This window comes from Bradyrhizobium sp. AZCC 1588, assembly GCF_036924735.1.
In the GTDB taxonomy this organism is placed as follows: domain Bacteria; phylum Pseudomonadota; class Alphaproteobacteria; order Rhizobiales; family Xanthobacteraceae; genus Bradyrhizobium.
In genome coordinates, this window is sequence record NZ_JAZHSC010000001.1 from 741876 (window position 1) to 764150 (window position 22275).

Annotated in this window: 16 protein-coding genes and 1 pseudogene; 6 read left to right on the plus strand and 11 right to left on the minus strand. The window is 64.0% G+C overall.

Annotated features, from left to right (window positions below):
• Window positions 1-38: 38 nt before the first annotated feature.
• On the minus strand, window positions 39-671 hold the full coding sequence (locus V1277_RS03635; RefSeq protein ID WP_334415032.1) for a hypothetical protein: 633 nt from the start codon (window positions 669-671) through the stop codon (window positions 39-41).
• A gap of 71 nt (window positions 672-742) precedes the next feature.
• Here V1277_RS03635 and V1277_RS03640 point away from each other — a divergent pair, with 71 nt between their 5' ends.
• On the plus strand, window positions 743-1177 hold the full coding sequence (locus tag V1277_RS03640) for a hypothetical protein (protein WP_334415033.1): 435 nt from the start codon (window positions 743-745) through the stop codon (window positions 1175-1177).
• Between the two features lie 9 nt (window positions 1178-1186).
• Here V1277_RS03640 and V1277_RS03645 read toward each other — a convergent pair whose 3' ends face one another.
• Entirely contained in the window at window positions 1187-3589 is a 2403-nt protein-coding gene (locus tag V1277_RS03645; protein WP_334415034.1) for an EAL domain-containing protein, read from the minus strand.
• 172 nt (window positions 3590-3761) lie between these two features.
• On the minus strand, window positions 3762-4268 hold the full coding sequence (locus tag V1277_RS03650; RefSeq protein ID WP_334374213.1) for a YciE/YciF ferroxidase family protein: 507 nt from the start codon (window positions 4266-4268) through the stop codon (window positions 3762-3764).
• Window positions 4269-4653: 385 nt separating this feature from the next.
• Here V1277_RS03650 and V1277_RS03655 point away from each other — a divergent pair.
• Window positions 4654-5710: pseudogene (locus V1277_RS03655) on the plus strand (lysylphosphatidylglycerol synthase transmembrane domain-containing protein).
• Between the two features lie 97 nt (window positions 5711-5807).
• Complete coding sequence (locus V1277_RS03660; protein ID WP_334415035.1) at window positions 5808-7796, plus strand: hypothetical protein; 1989 nt, start codon at window positions 5808-5810, stop codon at window positions 7794-7796.
• Here V1277_RS03660 and V1277_RS03665 read toward each other — a convergent pair.
• Both V1277_RS03665 and V1277_RS03670 read right to left on the minus strand, forming a co-directional pair.
• Entirely contained in the window at window positions 7793-8401 is a 609-nt protein-coding gene (locus tag V1277_RS03665) for a DUF2147 domain-containing protein (protein ID WP_334420270.1), read from the minus strand. The two genes, V1277_RS03660 and V1277_RS03665, sit on opposite strands and share 4 nt — an antisense overlap.
• A gap of 124 nt (window positions 8402-8525) precedes the next feature.
• Window positions 8526-9554 (minus strand): NAD(P)/FAD-dependent oxidoreductase, encoded by a 1029-nt coding sequence (locus V1277_RS03670; RefSeq protein ID WP_334374210.1) that lies wholly within the window; start codon window positions 9552-9554, stop codon window positions 8526-8528.
• A gap of 157 nt (window positions 9555-9711) precedes the next feature.
• On the opposite strand from V1277_RS03670, the gene V1277_RS03675 reads away from it, so the two are divergent.
• A complete protein-coding gene (locus tag V1277_RS03675) occupies window positions 9712-10167 on the plus strand; it encodes an acyl-CoA thioesterase (RefSeq protein WP_334415036.1) in 456 nt (151 codons plus the stop codon).
• Window positions 10168-10192: 25 nt separating this feature from the next.
• On the opposite strand, the gene V1277_RS03680 is transcribed toward V1277_RS03675, so the two are convergent.
• Window positions 10193-10513, minus strand: coding sequence for a 2Fe-2S iron-sulfur cluster-binding protein (locus V1277_RS03680; RefSeq protein WP_028348595.1), 321 nt, complete (start codon window positions 10511-10513; stop codon window positions 10193-10195).
• 131 nt (window positions 10514-10644) lie between these two features.
• Complete coding sequence (locus tag V1277_RS03685) at window positions 10645-11022, minus strand: Hpt domain-containing protein (RefSeq protein ID WP_334415037.1); 378 nt, start codon at window positions 11020-11022, stop codon at window positions 10645-10647.
• A 386-nt stretch (window positions 11023-11408) separates the two neighbouring features.
• Between V1277_RS03685 and V1277_RS03690 the strand changes: the two genes are divergently transcribed.
• On the plus strand, window positions 11409-16808 hold the full coding sequence (locus V1277_RS03690) for a hypothetical protein (protein ID WP_334415038.1): 5400 nt from the start codon (window positions 11409-11411) through the stop codon (window positions 16806-16808).
• Between the two features lie 214 nt (window positions 16809-17022).
• Here V1277_RS03690 and V1277_RS03695 read toward each other — a convergent pair whose 3' ends face one another.
• The 3 genes from V1277_RS03695 to V1277_RS03705 all read right to left on the minus strand — a co-directional run bounded on the left by V1277_RS03695 (window position 17023) and on the right by V1277_RS03705 (window position 19923).
• Window positions 17023-17907, minus strand: coding sequence for an MlaD family protein (locus tag V1277_RS03695; RefSeq protein ID WP_334415039.1), 885 nt, complete (start codon window positions 17905-17907; stop codon window positions 17023-17025).
• A 109-nt stretch (window positions 17908-18016) separates the two neighbouring features.
• On the minus strand, window positions 18017-18787 hold the full coding sequence (locus V1277_RS03700) for an ABC transporter ATP-binding protein (RefSeq protein WP_065749298.1): 771 nt from the start codon (window positions 18785-18787) through the stop codon (window positions 18017-18019).
• Between the two features lie 2 nt (window positions 18788-18789).
• Window positions 18790-19923 (minus strand): MlaE family ABC transporter permease, encoded by a 1134-nt coding sequence (locus V1277_RS03705; protein WP_334415040.1) that lies wholly within the window; start codon window positions 19921-19923, stop codon window positions 18790-18792.
• Between the two features lie 138 nt (window positions 19924-20061).
• Between V1277_RS03705 and dgcA the strand changes: the two genes are divergently transcribed.
• Complete coding sequence (gene dgcA, locus V1277_RS03710; RefSeq protein WP_334415041.1) at window positions 20062-21057, plus strand: N-acetyl-D-Glu racemase DgcA; 996 nt, start codon at window positions 20062-20064, stop codon at window positions 21055-21057.
• Here the strand turns inward: dgcA and V1277_RS03715 are convergent.
• On the minus strand, window positions 21027-22226 hold the full coding sequence (locus tag V1277_RS03715; protein ID WP_334415042.1) for an MFS transporter: 1200 nt from the start codon (window positions 22224-22226) through the stop codon (window positions 21027-21029). The two genes, dgcA and V1277_RS03715, sit on opposite strands and share 31 nt — an antisense overlap.
• Between the last annotated feature and the right edge of the window lie 49 nt (window positions 22227-22275).

Consider the following 22275-nt stretch of genomic DNA (forward strand, 5'->3'; position numbering starts at 1 on the left):
CATGATGCCGCGCGTCATGCGTCCGGCGAAGTCACATTTCATTTCGCCGGATTGCGAGGCGCCGCCGGCAGCAACGTCTCGGGCAGCTCTTCGAACGTGTAGAGCCGCGGCTTGTTGCGCCGGATGAAGCCGCCCATCTGCCATCCGAACAGGGCGGCGAACCCGACCAGGAACAAGGCGCCGGCGAATTCACCCGTAGCGACTGCGCGCGCGAGCAATCCTGCGATCGCGATCGCAACCAGCGCCAGCAGCAGACAGCCGCCGGCATAGGTCATCGGCCCGATGCCGCCGACCAACGCGACCCTGCCGCCTGCGGCCTTCAGGCGCGCGTGCAACAGCTCAATGAAGGCGCGGTAGTCGCGGTCCTGCGGCGCCATCAGCGCAACCGTCTGCCAAGTCGTCGAAAAAGCCGAAATGCTCTGGCCGCTCTTGTGCTCGATATCGGCGCGGAAGCGGCGCGACTGCATCGACATCGGTCGATAGGACAGGCGCACGGCGGCGATGTCGGCATAGGGCCACATCCCGGATTTTCCCCTCGCCTCCCACGACAGGCCTTGTTCCGTCAGTTCAAATTCATGCGCTGATCCGATCAGCGATGCCTTGTAGGTGTAGCGGGTCCCGAGCGTGCTCTCGCCTGCTGTCGCTGTCTGTTCCGGTCGTGCGGTGGACAATCCAAAAATCCCGTTGTGAGTTGAATGCGGCCTGCTTGCGCGGCGAGCTGGCTTTACCTTACAAGCGGGCCATGGCCGATACGACTTATTTTCCGCGTCGCCTGATCCTGGCCGGCGCGATTGTTTCCGGAGTGCTGCTGGCGCTGGCCGTGCACATGTTGGGCGCACGTTACGGGCTCGATCTCGGCGGCCTGTGGCGAACAAACACAAGCGAATTCATGCCCGCGGGCGCGGCAATCGCGTGGTGGCTGATCGCGACAGTGGGCTTTTCCGGCGGCTATTTTACCGCCAACCTGATGCACAGCGCGGCCTCGGGCCAAATTCCGCAGCGGATGCGACAGTTCCTGATCGCGGTCGGCGTGCTGATCCTTGCCGGCGCCGGACAGGCCGCCTCGTCGCCGAGCCCGGTCCCGACCGTGTCGGGCGTGCTCGCCGGCCTTGCGGCCTTATGCCTCGGCGCCGTGATGGCATTCTGCGGCGCGCATTTCGCGTTGCGCAAGGCTTAAAGAGAGAAACTAAGCGACGACCCGCGCCCGTGGCTTCGACAGCATCGTTTCCACCTCGGCAGCGGGACGCGGCGGGCTGAACAGATAGCCTTGCGCCTGCGTGCAGCCCTCCTGGCGCAAGAGGTCGAACTGCGCGTCGGTCTCGACGCCTTCAGCCGTGGTGATGATACCCAGGCTCTTGCCGAGGCCGGTCACGGCGCGGACGATCGCCATCGAATCATCGCGTGTCGCCAGTTCGGTGATGAACGAGCGATCGATCTTGATCTTGTCGAACGGGAAGCTGCGCAGGTAACTGAGGGACGAATATCCGGTTCCGAAGTCGTCGAGCGAAATCCGGACGCCAAGGGCGCGAAGCTCGTGCAGAGCCGACAGCGTGGCCTCGCTGCTCTGCAGCAGCACCGATTCGGTGATCTCGAGCTCGAGCCGGTGCGCCGGAAGACCCGAGGTTTTCAACGCCTCCGTCACCGTCGATACCAGATTGGGATTCTTGAACTGCACCGGCGACAGATTGACGGCGACACCGACATCCTGCGACCACTGGGCCGCGTCGAGGCAGGCTCGGCGCAACACCCAGTCGCCGATCGGCACGATCAGGCCGGTTTCCTCCGCCAGCGGAATGAAGTTGGCCGGAGAGATCATGCCGCGGAGCGAATGACTCCACCGCACCAGCGCTTCGAAACCGACGACGACATCTTTCGCGACGTCGCGGATCGGCTGGTAATAGACTTCGAATTCTCCGCGCTGCAGCGCGGCGCGCAAGTCGAGCTCCAGGAGTCGCCTTGCCTGCGCACGCGCGTCCATCCCGGTCTCGAAGAAGCGGTAGGTGCCGCGGCCGTCCTCCTTGGCGCGATAGAGCGCGAGGTCGGCCTTCTTGAGAAGCTCGTCGGGGTTCTTGCCGTCTTCCGGCGCCAGCGAAATGCCGATGCTGACCCCAATGACGAGCTGGTGGCCGGCAATCTCGTAGGGCGCCGAAACCTTCTCGACCACGTGGCTGGCGAGCAAGGAAACGGCCGACGGGTCGCAATCGTTGCAGAACTGTACGATTACGAATTCGTCCCCACCCAGCCTCGCCACCGTGTCATTCTCGGTGATGCATTCGCCGAGACGGCGGGCGACTTCCTTCAAGAGCGCATCGCCGACCGGATGGCCGAGCGAATCATTGATATCCTTGAAGTGGTCGAGGTCGAGACAGAGCACCGCAAGCTGATCGCTGCGTTTGGCGAGCCGCAACGCCTTCTCGAGTTGCTCGCGGAACAACGTCCGGTTCGGCAGATTGGTCAGCGCGTCATGGCGCGCCATGTGGGAAATCTGTTCCTGGGCAGCCTGCCATTCGGTGATGTCCTCGAACGTCGCGACCCATCCGCCGCCCTTCATCGGCTGGTCGACGACGCGGAGCGAACGCCCGTTGCGGCCGATCAACTTGGTCACGGTGTTGCCGGCCTTGGCATCCGCTACCACCGCAGCGAAGAATTCATCGGGATCGCCGTCCCATTCGCCGACCGATTTCAGTTCGCGCAGAACGTCGATCAGCAACCGGCCTTGCAGCGGCATGCCGGACCGGTCCATCAGCTCGACGTAGCGTTGGTTGAACAGCAGAATACGGCCGTCCGCATCGAACATGCAAAGTCCCTGCGACATGTTGTCGAGTGCGGTATCGAGCAGCACTTTCTGCTGATGCAGCTCGCCCTTTGCGCGGCGATCGATCATGGCCGCCAGCAGCGATAGCCCGAGGATGGCGAACGCCGCCACCGCTGTCAGGAAGGAAAGCGCGGTCGGTGAAATCGACAGCCCGTCGGTCCCGAGCGTCGGGTCGGGAATCAGCGTGACGGCGCCCATCGCCGTGAAATGATGCGAAACGATGGCAACCGTCAGCAGCCCGGTGGCGCCCATGGTATAGGCGGGATGATCGCGACGCACGGCAACAAGAAGCGCCATGGCCGCAAACACGCTGCCAAGCACGATCGAGGCCACAACGATGCCGGGCGACCACACAATGAACGCCGGAAGCTCGAGTGCGGCCATGCCGGTATAATGCATCGCTGCGACGCCCGCGCCAATCACGGCACCACCAATCGCAACCACCGGCCACCGTGCGCTCGACAGCGCAATGCACAGACCGACGGCGACGATGCCTACCGCGAAGACCAGCGACAACAGCGTAACCGGAATGCTGTATCCGGCTCCGGCGCCGGGATCGTAGGCCAGCATCGCGACGAAATGGGTAGCCCAGATTCCGCAGCCGCCGACCGCTGCGTCGAGGCCGATCCAGATCGCACGCGTACGGCCGCGCGAGGCCCTGGCACGATGAAACAGGCTGATGGCGACTGCACTGGCGAGCCAGCAAATGACACCGGCGAGCACGACCAGGCGCCAGTCATGCTCGGAAGTGAGGCAAGTTAGGACGCGGTACATACAGACCCCCGAAGGCCTGTAACAGCACCCCTATTGGTATATTTGGCGTAACCGCCGCGGCGCAGTTGCGCGGATGGTGAACAAACGCTTTTTGGCATGCCAGGCATGCCGGCGCGGAAACGCCGCGCGAGCTACGTTCCCGCGCGGCGTTTTGCCTCAATGGCGCGATGGATCAGCTTGCGGCTCGCAGGTTAACCTTGCCTTCCGCCAGCGATGTCAGCTTCTTGTCGACCGTCTTTTCCTCGTCGAGCGTCTTCTGCAGGATGCTGGCGCAATCGTTGCGGCCGAGTTGCCGTGCCCACGCGACCAGGCTGCCGTAACGGGTGATTTCATAGTGCTCGGCAGCCTGGGCGGCGTTGATCAGGGCCGCGTCCAATACGGCCTTATCAGCGATGTCGCCCGCGACATCGTCGGCTTCCTCGATGATGCCGTCGATCGCCGGGCAATCGGCCGCCTTCACCTCGGCGCCGTGCATGCGGAATATCTCTTCGAGGCGCTGCACATGCGTCTTGGTTTCGTCGAGATGGCTCAGGAAGCCCTGCTTGAGCTGCTTGTCAGTGGCCTTTTCGGCCATTTTTGGCAGTGCTTTCACGAGTTGCTTCTCGGCATAGTAGATATCCTGCAATTGATGGATGAACAGGTCATTCATCGTCTTGATGTCTTTGGTGAACAGTCCCATTGCGGTTCTCCTCCATTTGGGAACACGCACGGCGCAGGCCCCGTGCTGGCCGGGCGCGCTTCATATTCGGTGCTGTTAAAGGCTAACTTGGTTGCGAGAAGGACGTTCCTGAAAGCCGCGAAAGCGCCGCGATGGAACGAACGGAACGGCGCAGCAAAAAGCACCCGCGGGAACGGACCTCGTTGCGACTCAAATTCGTTAACGCCGCGACATATGTATGGCGTATGACAAAGGCGGCGAACGACGCCAAAAGGCATGCTTGTCAAGGGCTGCACAACGGCCCGGTTTTGGCTTATGGGTTTCGCGCACGGTGCCTCTGACCGTCGACTGTCACCCGTCGTGACAGGCCCCATCTTTACGTATTGCCGCCCCGCCGGGAGGATGAATGCATCGGCTGCTGACCGCGCTCAGGCGTGGCTTCAAGGAGAAGATCGGCTGGAAACGGCTGGGAATTGTCGCGAGTCTTCTCATCATAGCTCTTGCGATCACCCATCTGGTGCGCACCCTCAAGGGCGTCGACACCGGGGTCATTCTAACTGCGCTGACCGAAATCGCACCGCATCGCATCGCGCTGGCAGCGCTCTGCGTGGTGGGGGCGTTTTGCACGCTGACCTTCTATGATTTCTTTGCCTTGCGAACCATTGGCAAGACGCACGTGCCCTATCGCATCGCCGCGCTGTCGAGCTTCACGAGCTACACCATTGGCCACAATATCGGCGCCACCGTGTTTACCGGGGGCGCGATCAGGTTCCGGATCTATTCCGACTACGGCCTGACGGCAATCGATGTCGCAAAAATCTGCTTCCTCTCGGGCCTCACCTTCTGGCTCGGCAATCTGTTCGTGCTCGGCCTGGGCATGGCCTGGCATCCCGAGGCGGCGTCGGCGATGGACCTGCTACCGCCGGCCATGAACCGCTTGATCGCGATCGGCTGCCTTGCCGGCATCGCCGCCTATTTCGTCTGGCTATTGATGGGTGAGGGCCGCCGCGAGCTCGGCCAGAACGGCTGGAAGGTCGTGTTGCCGCTCCGCCCGGCTGACGCTGCTGCAAGTTCTCATCGGCGTCGTCGATCTCGGCTTCTGCGCGCTGGCGATGTATCTGTTGATGCCGATGGCGCCGCACATCGATTTCGTTTCGCTGGCGGTGGTATTCATCCTGGCGACGCTGCTCGGGTTTGCCAGCCATGCGCCCGGCAGCATCGGCGTGTTCGACGCGGCGATGCTGGTGGCGCTGCCGCAGTTCGGCAGGGAAGAATTGCTGGCGACGCTGGTGGTGTTCCGGATCCTCTACTTCCTGATCCCCTTCGGCATCTCGATTTCGATCATGGGAACGCGCGAAGTCTGGCTCAGCGTGGTGCAGCCCTGGCAGGAACGGCGCCGGCTCAGCGAAGCCTGTACGGCCAAGGCCAGGGTGCGGCACCCGATCAACGGCCGGCAACCCTGAAGCTGGTAACGGCGTCGTTATCTGCGCCGTCTGGTGTTTTGGGCCGGAGCTGCCCCATTCTCTTATTTCTGCCTTACCACTAACGTCAAACGACGCCATGGCTGGAATTTTCCTACGTTCGATGATGTCGGCCGCGCTGCTTGCCGGCGTGCTGATTGGAATAATCACGTCCGCTGCGGAAGCCCAGACCGTCGGCGGCCACGGGCCGCTGCAGATTTCCTGGGAGGTGCGTAACCGCTTCCGCCTGTTCCGCGAGGAGCGGGATTTCCTGCTGCATGCCGAAAGCGGACGCGGTCGCAGCGTGCTGGCTTCGGAGCAGGTGCTGGCGATCCAGAGCGACGGCCGCGGCTGGGCGCGCAACACCGTGAACCGGCTCTGTATCGATCTTGCGGGCCGCGTCAGCGAGCCCTGCACGCGCGACAACACCAAAGAAAGCTATCTGACGCCGATCGATCATCCGGTCGTGATCCGCCTGACGGGCCCGGTGCCGGTCGGCGCCACCTGCGCCTGGACGGTCGACGACGGTGACGGCCCGCAAACTTCCGCTTTCGACTGCGCCGAACCGGTCAATCTCCGGGTCCGCTACGGCCGCACCACAGTCGTGACCGCCGACGTATCCAGCTCGGAGGGCAGTCAGCGCGCTTTCACCGAGATCGCGGTGCGCGACATCTTCATAGCGGGTCTCGGCGACAGCGTCGCGTCCGGCGAGGGAAATCCGGACCGCCCAATTGCGCTCGCCGATGAAGGCTTCTGCTTCCGCTCCTATCTCGGAACAGCGGCATCGCAATATTACCGGCCGAGCCGCGCGGGCTATAAGGGCGGGCGCGCGTGCGAGGCGCCCGATTTGCTGGCGGTCTGGCAGCGGCAGAGCGCGCTCTGGTTCAACCCTGCCTGCCACCGTTCGCTCTACAGCTATCAGACCCGGACCGCGCTGGCCCTTGCCGTGCGATATCCGCACATCGCGGTAACCTATCTGCCGCTGGCCTGCACGGGCGCCACCATTGCCGACGGGCTGTTCGGCTCGCAGCGCGCCCGCGACTGCTTGCCGTCGAAATCGGGCGGTGCGTGCCAGGGCACCGTCAACGGGCAACTGGCCGAACTGCGTGAGGCCGTCGCCGCCGCGAAACGCCGCCAGTCGGACCGCCAGCTCGACCTGGTGCTGCTGTCGATCGGCGCCAACGACATCTACTTTTCCGGCCTTGTCGCTGACGTCATCGTGGACACGACGACCGAACGCGCGCTGTTTCGGCGCAGCGGCGTGATGGCCTCGGTGGACGACGCACGCAGTGCGATGACGCGGGACCTGCCGCAGGGCTTTGCCAAGCTGCGCGAGGCACTGAAGCCGCTTCTCGGCGGCGACCTGTCGCGGGTGGTCTACACCGCCTACGCCAATCCGACGCTGTCGAATGGCGGCGCGCCCTGCCCCGGCGGACGCGCCGGCTTCGACATTCATCCCTCGTTCAACGCCCAGCCGCAGCGGCTCGCCGCCGTGTCGAACTTCGTCGAGAGCGAATTCCTGCCGCAGTTGCGAGCGCTGGCGCTCTGCGAGGGCGGCATCCTGTGCCGCAATCAGCGCGCCGACCGCATGACCTTCGTCGACAGCCATCAAGCCAGTTTTGCCAGCCACGGCTTCTGCGCACGCGCCGAAAGCGATCCCGAATTCGATCGGCAATGTTTCTCGGCGACCGGCGACAGCTTCGATCCCGATCTCGTCACGGCCGCCAACCAGCCGATGCTGTGCGGCCGCAGCGCCGGCGAGTACCGCGCCTATCTGCCGCGCGCGCGCTGGATCCGCGACGCCAACGACAGCTACTTCGCGGCGATGACCTACCCGCAGGGCCTGCCCGCATCGCAGCAGCCATCCGATATCCACGATGCGACCTGGGGCGTCTTGTCCGCGGTCTATGGCGGCGCGGTGCATCCGAGCGCCGAGGGCCACGCCGCGATGGCGGATGCCGCCGTGCCGGCGGCGGCCGCCGTGCTGCAGCTCGATGCGGCGGTGCCTGAAGTCACCTCGCAACCAATGCAGCCAATACCGGTTTTGCCGGACGTGCCGCGTCCACCAGGCAGAACCGGATTGAATTAGCGCGCAGGTCCAGGAACCGGTGCTGGCGCCGTGGTCTTCTTGGCTGCGGCGGGGGCCTTCGCCGAACCTGCGGGCTGCTTCGTGACCGCGGCATGCGCCGGCAGATATTTTGCGATGACAGCAGGATCGACCTGCGCCAACGCCGTGTCCGGCAGCCGCGTCCAGACCTCATCCTTGCCGAGCAGCGAGATGCCGAGATAGCCGCGCATCGTCAGCGTCTGCCCATCGGGACTGAGCGTCATCTTCGCCTTGTAGATCTTGCCATCGCGCGGATCGAGCACGTTGCCGTTCTCGTATTTTAATCCGTCGCGCTTCATGTCCCGGATGAAGGAGAGCCCGAGCCACGGCGCATCCTTGCGATCGTCAGTGCATTTCGAGCAGGTCGGATTGGGAGCATCGCCAGGTTCGGAAAAGAGCTTGGCGAACACGCCCTCGAAGGCGCCATTGCGATCGACGACGAGGAACCATCCGACCGGCTTGCCCTTCTCGACCTTCTCCCACAGCCCGGCAGCAGAAGGTTCCGCCGGCTGCGCGGCGAGTTCACCGGCAAACGCGAGCCCGATCACGATCGGGAGTATCAGTTGAAATCCGGCCAGCTTGCGCATCGTCATCACCTGATCCGTTCGCTAAAGGAATGGCCGCAGACTAAGGCCATTTCGCGGACGGCTCCAGCGATGATCGCCGCGCGCCCCGACAAAGCTCCGCGAGCCCAACTGTCATTTTTGGGAATCAGTTGACCCCGAGCTTCTTCTGCAGGCTCGACGACGAGGTGGTGTACTGGAACACCAGCCGCTTGTCCGGATAGACGTAGCGGTGCGCCTTCTGCGCCATCAGCGCGCCCTCATGGAATCCGGATAGAATCAACTTGAGCTTGCCGGGATAGGTGTTGATGTCGCCGATCGCGAAGATGCCGGGGACATTGGTTTCGAACGCCGCGGTGTCGACCGGCACCAGATTGTTCTCGAGCGCGACGCCCCAGTTCGCAACCGGACCGAGCTTCATCGTCAGCCCGAAGAACGGCAGCATCGTATCGCACTCGATCTTCGAGACCGCATTGTCGTTGCCCTTCATCATCGCCGCGGACAGCTTGCCGCCATCGCCTTCGAGCGACGTCACCTGACCGATCTTCAGATCCATCTTGCCGCTCGCGACCAGCGCACGCATCTGCTCGACGCTGTGCGGCGCGGCGCGGAAATCGTCGCGCCGGTGCAGCAGCGTCACGCGCTTCGCGATCGGATGCAAATTGAGCGTCCAGTCGAGCGCGGAATCGCCGCCGCCGACGATCAGGATGCTCTTGTCGCGGAATTGCTCCATCTTGCGCACGGCATAGAATACCGAGCTGCCTTCATACGCCTCGATGCCCGGCACTGGAGGACGCTTCGGCTGGAACGAACCGCCGCCCGCGGAAATCACCACCACCTTGCACTCGAACACCTTGCCGGCATCGGTGGTCACGCGGAACAGCGGATCGCCGATCTTTTCGATCGTCTCCACCATCTCGTTGAGATGGAAGGTCGGACCGAACGGTTTGATCTGCTCCAGCAGCGCGTCGGTGATGCCCTGCCCGGTGACGAAGGGAATGCCGGGAATGTCGTAGATCGGTTTCTCCGGGTAGAGTTCGGCACACTGGCCGCCGATCTTGTCGAGGATGTCGACCAGATGCGCCTTCATGTCCAACAGGCCCAATTCGAAGACGGCGAACAGGCCGCACGGACCTGCGCCAATAATCAGCACATCGGTTTTGATCGCTTCGCTCATATCAGCTTCTTTTCGGTTGAACCTGGCGAAATGCCGCATCTGTCTAGCCAAGGCAGCGGCAACAGGAAAGCCAAATATCGCACTCCTGGCCGCGGCAACCCCTTGCCGTCACTCGACAAGTGGGCTGTAAGGAAATGAGACTTTCGGAGATTGCCCCGTGAATGCCCACTTGCGTCCCGACGCGACCCCGCGTCTGGAGGATTTTCCGTACCGCTTGTCGGACAATGTGAGATTTGCCGACCTCGACCCCAACCAGCACGTCAACAACGCAGTCTACGCGACCTATTTCGAAACCGGCCGCGTCACGCTGATGAAGGACCGCAGCTACGGGCTGATGCCGGACGGCGTCACCTGGATCATGGTCCGGCTCGACATGCATTTCCGCGCTGAATTGCGCTGGCCTGGTACGATCGAAATGGGACTGGGCGTCGTCAAGTTCGGCCGAACTTCGGTCACCTTCGATCAGGTGGTTTTCTCCGAAGGCAAATGCGTTGCATCGGCGCAATCGGTTTCGGTGCTGCTTGACGAAGCTATGCGCCAGCCAACGCCATTGACGCCGGACATCCTGGCCAATTTTCAGCGCTGGATTCGCCGCGGAGCAAAGCCGACATGACGCTCGCGGCGACGTCTTCCGGAGTTCAGGCTTGCCGTTCCGGCGTCGACACCACGAGGCCGTCGAGATCGTCGCTCACCTTGATCTGGCACGACAGGCGCGAGTTCGGCCGCACGTCGAAGCCGAAATCCAGCATATCTTCTTCCATCGGGGTCGGCGCGCCGACCTTCTCGCGCCAGGCCTCGTCGACATAGACGTGACAGGTTGCGCAGGCGCAGGCTCCGCCGCATTCGGCTTCGATGCCTGGAATGGCGTTGCGGATCGCGGCTTCCATCACGGTCGCGCCGTTCTCGACTTCAATGGTTCGTTTTTCGCCCGTGTGGTCGATAAAGTGGATTTTGGCCATGATCGCTCGTGCTGCCGGAATAGGAGTCCCGGCAGTCCTATAACGGGTCGATCCGCACAGCGCCAGCGGTCGGGACGAAAACCTGAGGCAGCATTTTACCGGGATTTTGGCCGATCCGGACCGCTTTCCGTTCAGGAACGATGCAGAACCGCTTCGATCGCCGCCCGCGCCTGCGCAACCGCCTCGTCCAGTTCGGCGAGCGGCGCTGATGCGTCGGAGCCGCCAGCGATTGCCGCCTCCAGCCGGGCTGCGGCGTCGGCGACCGCAAACGCGCCGATCGCACGGGCCGAACCCTTGAGCGTGTGCGCCAGCGCGCCGGCATCGGCAGGCATGGCGGCGAGCCTGTGCAGCAGTCTTGCCGATTGGGCCGAGAACATCGCCAATACCTCCCGCTCGAGGCCAGCATCGCTGAACGTCATGCGGTCGAGATGTTCGAAATCAATCGGCCCGTCGCCGGGAACCAGCGGTGGCGATGGCATCCATTCTACCCGTTCGAGATGAAGCGGCATGGCAAGGTCCGGATCACCCTGCCGCGTGATTCCCGGAGGGCATTTTGGTCAGCCAATCACGACAGCAGTTAACGGAACGTTCTCGGAATGCGCCGCAACTTTGCCTTGTTTTTGCCGACAAACCGCCCCGATCCCAGATTCGGTTCCAAAAAATTGTGTATCCTTAGGGCCTTAAGGAACAAAGCTGTTAACGATGATTAAGAATGTCTTAATCACGGCCATTTCATTCGTATCGCTCAACCAATAGGATGTTCGCGGATGTAGCGGACAAGCTGCCGGCGGGCATGCTTGCGGTCCGCGGGGGATTATGAATCCGGCTTCGAGCTTGCGGGGGCATTTTTGCCAGAGCGGCCGGATGCGTAAGTTTAAGAGGGCTCGGACTGCACATGGCGAACAATCCCAAGAAGGTCAAAGATCCCACTGAAGTCGCGCTCTCCGCCATTCAGGAAGCGCTCAACATCAGCGATACGACCGTCGACCCCAGCCGAAATGCGATCGGCGGCGAACTCACGCAGCCGATCATGCCCACCGCCGCGCCGCCCTATTCAGAAACGCAGTTCGACACGCGCGCAGGCGTTGAGCGGCCGGCGTTTGATTCGATTGACGAGCCGCGCAGCCCCCGTCGCGCCGCCAACGACGATCGCGAAACCATCGGACAGATTCTGCAGGCGATCCAGAAGAACCATCCTGCCCGCAGCGTCTACACGCTTGCCACCGTGTTTGGCGGCGTCTGGGTGCTCGGTTGCGCCCTTCTGACCGCCAGCTTCCTGCCCTCGCTGCAGGCGGCGATCGGACAGAGCGGCGGCGTGCTGGTGCTCGCCGGGCTTGCGGCGTTGTTCTTTGCGCCGGTGCTCTTGTTTTACTTCCTCGCCAGCCTTGCCTGGCGCGGCCAGGAAATGCGGATGATCGCGCAGTCGATGGCGCAGGTCGCGATCCGCTTCTCCGAGCCCGAGGGGGCCGCCGCCGATTCGATGGTGACTGTCGGTCAGGCAATCCGCCGTGAAGTCGCCGCGATGGGCGACGGCGTCGAGCGCGCGATCGCGCGCGCCGGCGAGCTGGAAACGCTGGTCGCCAATGAAGTCGCAGCGCTGGAGCGCGCCTATAGCGATAACGAAGTGCGCATTCGCGCGCTGCTGCAGGACATCGCCCATCAGCGCGACAATCTGGTCGGCCAGGCCGAGCAGGTTCGCAGCGCCATCTCCGGCGTCCAGATCGACTTGCGCCACGACATCGCGCTGATCTCGGACGCGATCGCCTCACGCGTCGACGAGGTCGCAAAAAGCATCACCGGCGCACTGGAAGAGCGCGGCCAGCACATCACGAGCGCGTTGAGCCATGCCGGCGACAACATGATCCTCGCGCTTGGCGAGCGCGGCGGCGACCTGCTCGATCGTCTGGAAGAAGCCAGCGCCGAGACCACGCGTGCCGTGCTCGACGCTTCCGAGCGGCTGACCACCAGCCTCAACTTCAAGACCGGGCACGTCCATGACGAGTTCGTCGATCTGGCCGATCGCGTCCATGAGATGCTGAACGAGCGCCTCGATCGCATCACCAGCGAATTCGAGCAGCGCTCCTCGACCATCGTCGACGGCATCTCGGACCGCACCGAGCAGGTCCACGACTCCCTGAAGAATTCCTCCGATTCGCTCTTGCTCGAACTCGAGCTGCGCTCAGGTGATCTCGTCAGCAAGATCGACGACGCCGGCAACCGCCTCGCGAGCCGCATTCTCACCTCCGGCGACAAGGCCAGTGACGCGCTGGACGTGACCGTGAACACGCTGGTCGCCAAAGTGATCAGCCAGACCGAAAACGCGCACGACAGCCTCGCCCTGCAGATGAACGCTTTCGACGAGCTGGTGAAGAACCAGGGCTCGGAGCTTTCGGAGAAGTTCGCCCGCGACAGCGGCACGCTGGGCGCGCTGATCACGCGGCACATCTCCGAATTCGATCGCACCGTCAAGACCTTTGGCGGCGACATCGTCGAGCGCATGGGCCAGCGGACCCAGGAGATATCAGACAACCTGAAGAACTACGTCGACACCTTCGACACCCGCCTGGTCTCGAACAGCGGCGAGATCACCGCTTCGCTCGATCAGCGGCTGCTGCAGTTCGAAACCCAGCTCGGCACCCGGGTCAACAGTCTCGACGCTTCGCTCGACAACAAGATCAAGTCGTTCGACGAGGCCATCGACGGCCGCCTGAAATCGCTGGAAACCACCTTCGACACCCGCGCCAAATCCGTCACCGAAACCATCGACGGCCGCCTCGGCACGCTGGCAACCTCGTTGACCGATGGCGCGACGCAGGCGATCCAGTCGATCGACCAGCGGCTCACCCTGCTCACCTCCTCGCTGACCGAGGGCACCGCACAGGCGATTGCCGCGGTCGACCATCGCATTGCCAACGTCACCGAGACCATCGACGGCCGCAGCGCCCATTTGACCGACACCATCCAGGCGCGGTTCCAGGACATTCATCAGGGCATCGAAACCCGCGTCGGCGACATTGCCAACGGCGTCGAGACCAGGGTCGGCGCCATCGCCAGCGACATCGACACCCGTGTGGCGCAATTTGAGGATCTGCTCGGTTCGCGCATCGAGGCTGTGGCCGGCCGGATCGAAAGCAGCGGCCGCCAGGCCAGCGAAGATATGATGTCGCGCGCCGAAATGCTGTCCTCCGGCATCAAGTCGCATGTCGAGGACGCCGAGCGTTCTCTGACCAACCTCGTGGTCAATACCTCCGAGACCATCCAGACCGGTGCACGCAGCGCGCAGCAGGCGCTGCTGACGGTTTCCTCCGATGTCGGCGCGCAACTCAAGCTGACCTCGGCCGAGGTCGAGGCCGCCCTCACCGCGGTGGGCACCGGCGCGGCCAATTCGATCCTGACCAGCGCCAAAGATGCCCAGACCTCGCTGGTGTCCGCGTCCTCCGAGGCTGCCGCCCAAATCAAATCTCTCGCCGCCGACGTCGAGCGCACCCTCTCGGCCGCAGGCGACGCCACGGCCGCATCGGTTCTCGCCGGCGCGCGCGAGGCGCAGACCACGCTGGTGACCGCGTCCGCCGACGCTGCAAGCCACGTCAAGTCGCTCGCCATCGACGTCGAGCGCTCGCTGTCGGTCGCCGGCACGGCAACCGCCGAAGCCGTTACCGCAGGTGCCCGTGAAGCACAGAGCACGTTGGTCACCGCCTCTACCGAGGCCGCCAATCAGGTCAAGTCGCTTGCAGCCGACGTCGAGCGTTCGCTGTCGGTCGCCGGCACGGCAACCGCCGAGGCTGTCACCGCAGGTGCCCGCGAGGCGCAGAGCACGCTGGTTGCCGCCTCCACCGAGGCCGCCAATCAGGTCAAGTCGCTTGCGGCCGACGTACAGCGTTCGCTCTCGATCGCCGGAACGGCGACCGCCGAGGCGATCACGGCAGGCGCCCGCGAGGCCCAGAATACCCTGATGAACGCGTCAGCCGACGCATCGACCCAGGTCAAGGCGCTCGCCGCCGACATGGAGCGTTCGCTCTCGATGGCCGGCAATGCCACTGCCGAATCGATCACGTCGGGCGCACGCGAAGCCCAGAACGCGTTGATCACGGCGTCCACGGAAGCCGCCAACCACGTCAAGTCGCTGGCGATCGACGTCGAACGTACGCTGACTTCCGTCGGCACCGACACCGCGGCCTCCATCCTCGGCACCGCGCGCGAAGCCCAGAACTCGTTCTCTGCGACCTCTGCAGAGGCCGCCAATCAGATCAAGGCGATCGCCGCCGACATGGAGCGTTCGCTCGGCACCGTCACCGCCAGCACGACCGATACCATCCAGACCACGGCGCAGAACGCGCAGAGCGTGCTGGTCGCCGCAACGAACGAGGTCAGCTCCAAGGTCAAATCGACCTCGGCCGATATCGAACGTTCGGTGCTCGCCGCGAGCAGCAATTTCGGCTCGACGATGACCGGCAAGACCGACGAAATCGTCACCTATGTCCAGCAGCAGACCGACCGTCTGGCGCAGATCGTCGACAGCCGCCGCGGTTCGTTGGTCGAGGCGCTCAGCGCCAGGACCACGCAACTGACGACAGACATTGACCGTGTCACCGGCGACGCCCTGAAATCGATCGAAATACGCGGCCAGGCGTTCTCGCAATCGATGTCGACCCACGGTTCGGAAGTTGCGCGCACGATTACCACCGCAGGCGACCTCGCCACCGGCGCGGTGGCCAAGTCGCTGAAGGACCTCGAACAGGCGTCGCGCTCGGCCATCGACCAGTCGCGCCAGGTATCGATCGCCGCCGTCACCGAAATGCAGGAGACCAGCAAGATCCTGCGCACCGACACGGTGGCGCTGTTCGAGCGGCTGCGTGAAGGCAACATCCTGCTACAGGAAGTGCTCACCGGCGCCCACGACAATCTCAACTCGCTGGAACGCGCGCTGGTGACCCGCGTGGCCGACTTCGTATCCGCCATGAACGACGTCACCGCGCGCAACGGCGTCGCGACCCAGACGCTGGAAGACCAGTTGACCGTGTTCAACTCCAAGACGACGAAGGCGCTGGAGGATCTCGGCGCGCTGTCGATCGAGTTCGAAAAGCACGGCAAGGAGCTGGTCGAAGCAGCCGGCGTGGTCGAACAGGCCAACCGCTCCACCTCGACGTCGGTCGCCGACCGCAAGTCGCAGCTTGAATCGCTGGTGACCACCATCGACCTGCGCACAACCGACCTCGACCAGCGGCTGTCGCGCTTCACCGGCCTGCTCGACGAATCGCTTGCCGCGGCGGAAGAACGCGCCCGCGATATCGCGCGCGTCGTGGCGGAAACCGCCGGCGCAGGATCGGCCGCGATTAGCCGCCAGTTCGAAGCCGTGCGCACTGCGGCCGAAAACGAGCGGCAGCAGACCCTCGACGCCATGAACGATCTGTACCAGCAGAGCACGCATGAAACCGATGCGATGTTCAAGCAATCGACCGAGAAGTTCGCTACAATGGTGCAGTCCATGAAGCAGATGGCCGCCGAAATGCATCAGGAGCTCGAGGCGACACGCAACGAGCTGCGCCGCGGCGTGCTCGAGATGCCGCAGGAGGCGGCCGACAACACCGCGCAGATGCGCAAGGTGATCGTCGACCAGATCGAGGCGCTTGCCGAGCTCAATCGGATTGTCGCGCATCATGGCCGCGGTCTCGACGTCGTGACTTCCGGCCGCGCCAGCGTGCAACGCCAGGAAGAGCCCGTGATGGCAGCGGCCGCCGGCGGCCGCAACGAAGTGCGGATGCGCGACGCCGGCAGCGCATCGACGCTACCGCCGCCGGATCTCGGCATGCCCGCACCGCGCCGCGCCGAAGCCCCGCCGGTCAGTCCGGTGAGCCAGGATGCCGGACGCGGCGACGGATGGCTGTCCGACCTGCTCCACCGCACCGACGCAGGTACGGGACGCGAGGCTCCCCGTGGCCGCTCGCCGCAGACCCCGGCCAATCCGCTGGAGTCGCTGTCGCTCGACATCGGCCGGCTGATGGATCGCAATCTCGCCGCCGAAATGTGGGATCGCTACCAGCGCGGCGAGAGCAAGGCGTTCAGCAAACGCCTCTACACGCCGGCCGGCCAGAAGGCGTTCGATGAGGTCGCCCGCAAATATCGCGCCGACCGCAGCTTCAAGCAGACGGTCGACCGCTATATCGCCGAGTTCGAACGGCTCTTGGACGAAGTTGCACGCGAGGATCGCGGACCGCAGGCGCTGCGCGGCCACCTCACCTCGGAGACCGGGCTGGTCTACACCCTGCTCGCGCACGCAGCGGGACGGCTGGGGTAAGCAGCGAATAGCGAATCGTGACGAATGGAAACGGAGGCAGCGATGCCTCCGTTTTTCGTTCAAGATGCGGCTATTTTCGTCATTGCGAGAAGCAAAGCGACGAAGCAATTCATACCGTCTGCGCGGAAGCTATGGATTGCTTCGCTTCGCTCGCAATGACGCGGCGAAGTGCAGTTTCGCGGGCGGTGACAGAGTGAGGCAAACCATTCGTTGCCTACTGCCGCTTCTGCCCGCTCGGTGCCCTCGCCGGTGCCGCCGGCGCTGGCGGCGGCGCCGCCGCCTGGCTGTTGCTGCTGCCTCCCCCGAAGATCACCCGGGTCGGGTTGCGGTCGAAATTGTTCACGGCGCGACTGATGTCGGAGAGTGTGCGGCGGCCATCGGCCATCAGCGCGCCCGACCGCTTGTCGAAATCCTCGGCCAGTTCGCGGATCGACTTGACCATGAGATTCAGTTCGCCGCCGGCGGCGCCGCCAGCGATGGTGTTAAGCCCGAGCATGAGACTGTCGGCCTTGCCCATGACGCCATCGACCCTGAGCATGACGTTGTCGATCTTCTCGGAGTTGCGCGCGAGCGCAGCCGTAAAGGTCTCGAGGTTTCGCAGCGAGTTCTTCACCGATTCCTGATTGTCGGCGACAAGCCGGTTGACGTTCTGCAGCGTGGCGCGGATCGACTCCGTGACATCCTGTAGCGCGCTCGGGTCGGCGGTCAGCATCGGCACGCCGTCCTCATCGAGCGGCACGGCAGGCGCGGTTTCCTCGCCGCCCTTCAGCGAGATCGCCGCGACGCCGGTCAGCCCCTGGAATTCGAGACCGACGAGGGTGTCTTTCCGGATCGGGGCATTGTTCTCGACCATCGCCAGTGCGACCACGCGCCGCGGGTTGTCGAGTTTGACCGAGACAACTTCCCCTATTCTAATACCGTTAAAGTTGACGCTGCCGCCGTTGCGCAACCCGGACGCCGGGCCTTCGAATACAATACGTATCGGGCTGCGCTGCTTGGTGGTGTGCAGGCTCTGAAACCACAGCACGAAGCCGAATGCGGCGGCGATCACCGCCAGCGTGAAGGCTCCGATCAGGACGTAATTCGCCCGCGTTTCCATAATTCAAGGTACTCCGAAATCAGATCTATCCAGCGTCGCCGATAGACCCGTCATTTATCTCATGTTTGAGCACGATCTGATCCGAAAAACCGATCACACTTTTGGGGCCCTAGCCCATCACAGCGCGGGCGCGCTTGCCGTGGAAATATTGCCTCAGCCAGGGATGCTGCGAGGCCTGCATGTCGGCAATCGATCCTGCGGCAATGATCTTACCGTTCCCTAAAACCGCGATGCGGTCGCAGGCCGTATAAAGGCTGTCGAGATCATGGGTTACCATGAAAACCGTCAGGCCCAAAGTACGCTGCAGGGTGCGCACCAGCTCGTCGAAGTCCCCGGCGCCGATCGGATCGAGCCCGGAGGTCGGCTCGTCCAGGAACACCAGCTCGGGGTCGAGCGCCAGCGCGCGCGCCAGCGCCACGCGCTTGATCATGCCGCCCGACAGTTCGGACGGATAGCGGTCGGCGACTTCGGGCCGCAGGCCCACCATGCCGAGCTTGGCCACCATGATCTCGTCGAGCAGCCGCTGCGAGACGTTGAGATATTCGCGCACCGGAAACTGGATGTTCTGCCGCACGGTGAGAGAAGAAAACAGCGCGCCTTGCTGAAACAGGATGCCCCAGCGGCGCTCGACGCCGCGGCGCTCGGAGGCGCTCGCTGCATCGAGATCGACGCCGAACACCTCGATGCGTCCACTGAGCTTGGGCACCAGACCGATGATGGTGCGCGTCAGCACCGATTTTCCGGCGCCCGACGGGCCGACAAACCCCAAGATCTCGCCGCGCTTGACGTCGAGGTTGAGTCCATCGAGCACCCGCGTCTTGCCGAACTGCACGGTGATGTCGCGGACCCGGATGATCGCGTCGGAAATCTCACCCACCATGGTCACATTCCGATCGACGCGAAGAAGATGGCGAACACGCCGTCCATCACGATCACGAAGAAGATTCCCTTCACCACCGAGGACGTCGTGTGCTGCCCGAGCGATTCAGCGCTGCCCTGCACCGCCAGTCCCTCGACGCAGGCGACGATGCCGATCACAGCCGCCATCACCGGCGCCTTGATGAGGCCAACGACGAAATGGTCGATCGAGATGGCGTCGCGAAGCCGCAGCAGGAAAGCCTCGGGCTCGACCCCGCCATAGAGCCACGCCACCAGCCCGCCGCCGTAAAGCGCCGCCATCGCGCCAAGGAACGCCAATATCGGCAATGCCAGCACCAGCGCCAGCATCCGCGGCAAGATCAAAACCTCGATCGGATCGAAGCCCATGGTGCGCAGCGCGTCGATCTCTTCCCGCATCTTCATCGAGCCGAGTTCGGCGGTGTAGGCCGAGCCCGAGCGTCCCGCTACCATGATCGCCACCAGCAGCACGCCGATCTCGCGCAGCACCAGCACACCCAGCATGTCCACCACAAAGATGTCGGCGCCGAATTTGCGGAAATGGAAAATGCCCTGTTGCGAAATGATACAGCCAATCAGGAACGTGATCAGCACCACGATCGGCACCGCGCGCCAGCACACCTGCTCCAAGTGATGGATGGTCGAGGTCAGGCGGAAGTGGCGGGGACGAATCAGGACACGGGCGGCCGCGGCGAGCACCGCGCCGAGCATATCGATCAGCCCGATCAAGGTGCCGCCGATGCCGGCCACGGCGCGGCCGATCTGCTCCAGCATGCCGGTGATCGTCAACCGATCGGTGTCGACGATTGGCTCGGCCTTCACCCGCCGCACCTCGTCGACAAGGCTGGAATAATTGGCCGAGAGCCCGGCGATCTGCGCCTCGATGCCGCCATGGGTCAGGCTGCGGCGCAGCCGCTCGATCAGCCAGGCGCCGAACGTGTCGAGCTTCGACACCTGCGAGACGTCGATGGAGATGTTGGGCCGGGTGCCGCCGAGCTTCTCGGCGTCGGCGACCATGCGTTCCAGCACAGGGGCAAAGCGGGCCGTCCACGAGCCGGCCGCGCACAGCGCCAGCCCGTTGCCCCTGGCTATCCGCTCCAATGTCGGGTCGCCGCTCACAATGCCCACCCCTCGGCCGATACCGATGCGAATCCCTTGGGTTCCGCACGCCGTATTGCCTTGTCGAATCTGTCCCTAACCAGCCATAGTTGGTAGCGGCGGGCAAGCTTGCGGTTCAGAAAATTGCCAGATTTTAAAATGACTTCCAGCCTATCTCGAAAGCTTGCCGTCAGCATCGAACGCTGGCCCATTGCAGGCGCGTTCACCATCAGCCGCGGCGCCAAAACCGAGGCCGTCACCGTCGTCGCCATCGTGAGCCAGGGGGACTGTACCGGGCGCGGCGAATGCGTGCCCTACCCGCGTTACGGCGAGACGGCGGAGGCGACGCTTGAAGCACTTAATGCGATGCAGAAGCCCCTTGCCAAGGGACTGGACCGAGCCGCCCTGCAGGCGGCGATGCCCGCTGGCGCCGCCCGCAACGCGCTGGATTGCGCGCTATTGGACTTCGAAGCCAAGAGCTCCGGCCAACGAGTCTGGACACTGCTCGAACGGCCGGCGCCGCGCCCCTGCACCACCGCCTTCACGATTTCGCTGGGCACGCCGGAGGCTATGGCGTCGGCAACCGCCAAGGCCGCGCATCGGCCGCTCCTTAAGATCAAGCTCGGCGGCGACGGCGATGACGCGCGGATTGCGGCGGTCCGCAAGGCGGCCCCCCAATCCGAATTGATCGTCGATGCCAACGAAGCCTGGACGCCGGACAACCTCGAATACCACCTCGCCGCCTGCGCCAACGCCGGGGTCACGCTGGTCGAGCAGCCGCTGCCGGCCGGGCGCGACGAGGCGTTGGCCCGCATCAAGCGCCCGGTCGCGGTCTGCGCCGACGAAAGCGTGCATGACCGCGCCTCGCTGGAAGGCCTGCGCGCGCGCTACGACGCCGTCAACATAAAGCTCGACAAGACCGGCGGGCTGACGGAGGCGCTCGCGATGGCGGATGCCGCCCAGGCGCTCGGATTCGAGATCATGATCGGCTGCATGGTCGCGACCTCGCTGGCAATGGCGCCGGCCATGCTGCTCGCGCAACAGGCGAGATTCGTCGATCTCGACGGCCCGCTGCTGCTGGCGCGCGACCGCGGCGAAGGACTGCGCTACGACGGCAGCCTAGTCTATCCGCCGGAAGCCGCCTTGTGGGGCTGATGTGCGAGCCGGTCCCGCGCCAGCCAGACCACCAGCCCGCCGAGGGCGGCCATCACCGCCATCACGTAATAGATGTCCTGTCCCCAGGTCTCGTAGATCGTGCCTGACGCGACCGAGGCGAGGCCGGCGACGATGCCGCCGCAGGCGGTCAGATAGCCCTGCGCGCGCGCCATCACGTGGCCGGGCACGTGATGCAGCATCAATCCCATGATGCCGATCTGCGTCAGCCCGAAACTCAGCGCATGCGCGAGCTGGACGATCGCGAGAACAGCGAGCGGCAGGTCCTGCGCCGTCAACACCCAGCGTGTGGCCGCGCTCAGCGCCGCGATCACCACCAGCATCGACGGCTGCAGGGTGAACCGCGGCGACAGGGCGAACAGCACGATCTCGGCGATCACGCCGAGCACCCACAGAACTGCAATCGTCAGTCCGTCGAACCCCGCTTGTTGCCAGGCAATCGACGCGAAAATGTAATAGGCGGCATGGCTGCCCTGGATCAGCGCCGATGCCACGATGATCGTGATGAAGCCGCCGTCGCGCAGCAGCGTGCTCGCGTCGCCGGCGGCGGGGCGAACGGCCTTGACGTCGTCCAGCGGCTCGAGCGCGAGGCTGGCCAGCGCCCCAAGCGCGGCAGAGCCTGCGATGATCCAGATCAGATTTCGGGCGGCGATGAGGTCGAACAGCATGCCGCAGACCAGCGCGCCCAAAACGAAGGCGGCCGAGCCCCACAGTCGCAACGGTCCGTAGTTGAGGCCGTAGCGCTTCACTCCCCGTAACGCATAGGCATCCGTGAGCGGCACCATAGGCGTCCACAGGCAGCAGGTCAGCGCGTAGATCAGGAACACCAGCACCGGCAAATGCTGGGTGCCCAGCACGAAAAAGCCCAAGGCGGTGGCAAAGGCGGTCAAGATGATGCCGCCGCGCAAGGCCTGCCGCCGTTCCGCAAGGCCCGTCACCACCGGAAGGGCGGTAAATCGGCTCATCGGCGGCACGGCCGTGATCAGCCCTATCCAAAACGCATCGATCCCGACCGCCTTCAACCATACCGTGAAAAACGGCAGATGGGTGCCGGTCATGCCGAACAGCGTGCCGTAAAACAGCGCTACCCGGGTCGCGAATCGCTTCGATGCACCTTGAGAAGCGATGGGGATTTGTGATTCGCTTGGCATCAATTCAATTGCGATTCGGTCAATATCGTGTTGTTTCGTTATCGCAATG

What these genes read in the sequence shown, in the direction of transcription:
- V1277_RS03640 (WP_334415033.1), top strand. Translation starts at nt 743, where the DNA reads ATGGCCGATACGACTTATTTTCCGCGTCGCCTGATCCTGGCCGGCGCG.
- V1277_RS03670 (WP_334374210.1), bottom strand. Translation starts at nt 9,554, where the DNA reads ATGAGCGAAGCGATCAAAACCGATGTGCTGATTATTGGCGCAGGTCCG.
- dgcA (WP_334415041.1), top strand. Translation starts at nt 20,062, where the DNA reads ATGACTTCCAGCCTATCTCGAAAGCTTGCCGTCAGCATCGAACGCTGG.
- V1277_RS03650 (WP_334374213.1), bottom strand. Translation starts at nt 4,268, where the DNA reads ATGGGACTGTTCACCAAAGACATCAAGACGATGAATGACCTGTTCATC.
- V1277_RS03690 (WP_334415038.1), top strand. Translation starts at nt 11,409, where the DNA reads ATGGCGAACAATCCCAAGAAGGTCAAAGATCCCACTGAAGTCGCGCTC.
- V1277_RS03685 (WP_334415037.1), bottom strand. Translation starts at nt 11,022, where the DNA reads ATGCCGCTTCATCTCGAACGGGTAGAATGGATGCCATCGCCACCGCTG.
- V1277_RS03660 (WP_334415035.1), top strand. Translation starts at nt 5,808, where the DNA reads ATGGCTGGAATTTTCCTACGTTCGATGATGTCGGCCGCGCTGCTTGCC.
- V1277_RS03665 (WP_334420270.1), bottom strand. Translation starts at nt 8,401, where the DNA reads ATGCGCAAGCTGGCCGGATTTCAACTGATACTCCCGATCGTGATCGGG.
- V1277_RS03715 (WP_334415042.1), bottom strand. Translation starts at nt 22,226, where the DNA reads ATGCCAAGCGAATCACAAATCCCCATCGCTTCTCAAGGTGCATCGAAG.
- V1277_RS03695 (WP_334415039.1), bottom strand. Translation starts at nt 17,907, where the DNA reads ATGGAAACGCGGGCGAATTACGTCCTGATCGGAGCCTTCACGCTGGCG.
- V1277_RS03680 (WP_028348595.1), bottom strand. Translation starts at nt 10,513, where the DNA reads ATGGCCAAAATCCACTTTATCGACCACACGGGCGAAAAACGAACCATT.
- V1277_RS03645 (WP_334415034.1), bottom strand. Translation starts at nt 3,589, where the DNA reads ATGTACCGCGTCCTAACTTGCCTCACTTCCGAGCATGACTGGCGCCTG.
- V1277_RS03700 (WP_065749298.1), bottom strand. Translation starts at nt 18,787, where the DNA reads ATGGTGGGTGAGATTTCCGACGCGATCATCCGGGTCCGCGACATCACC.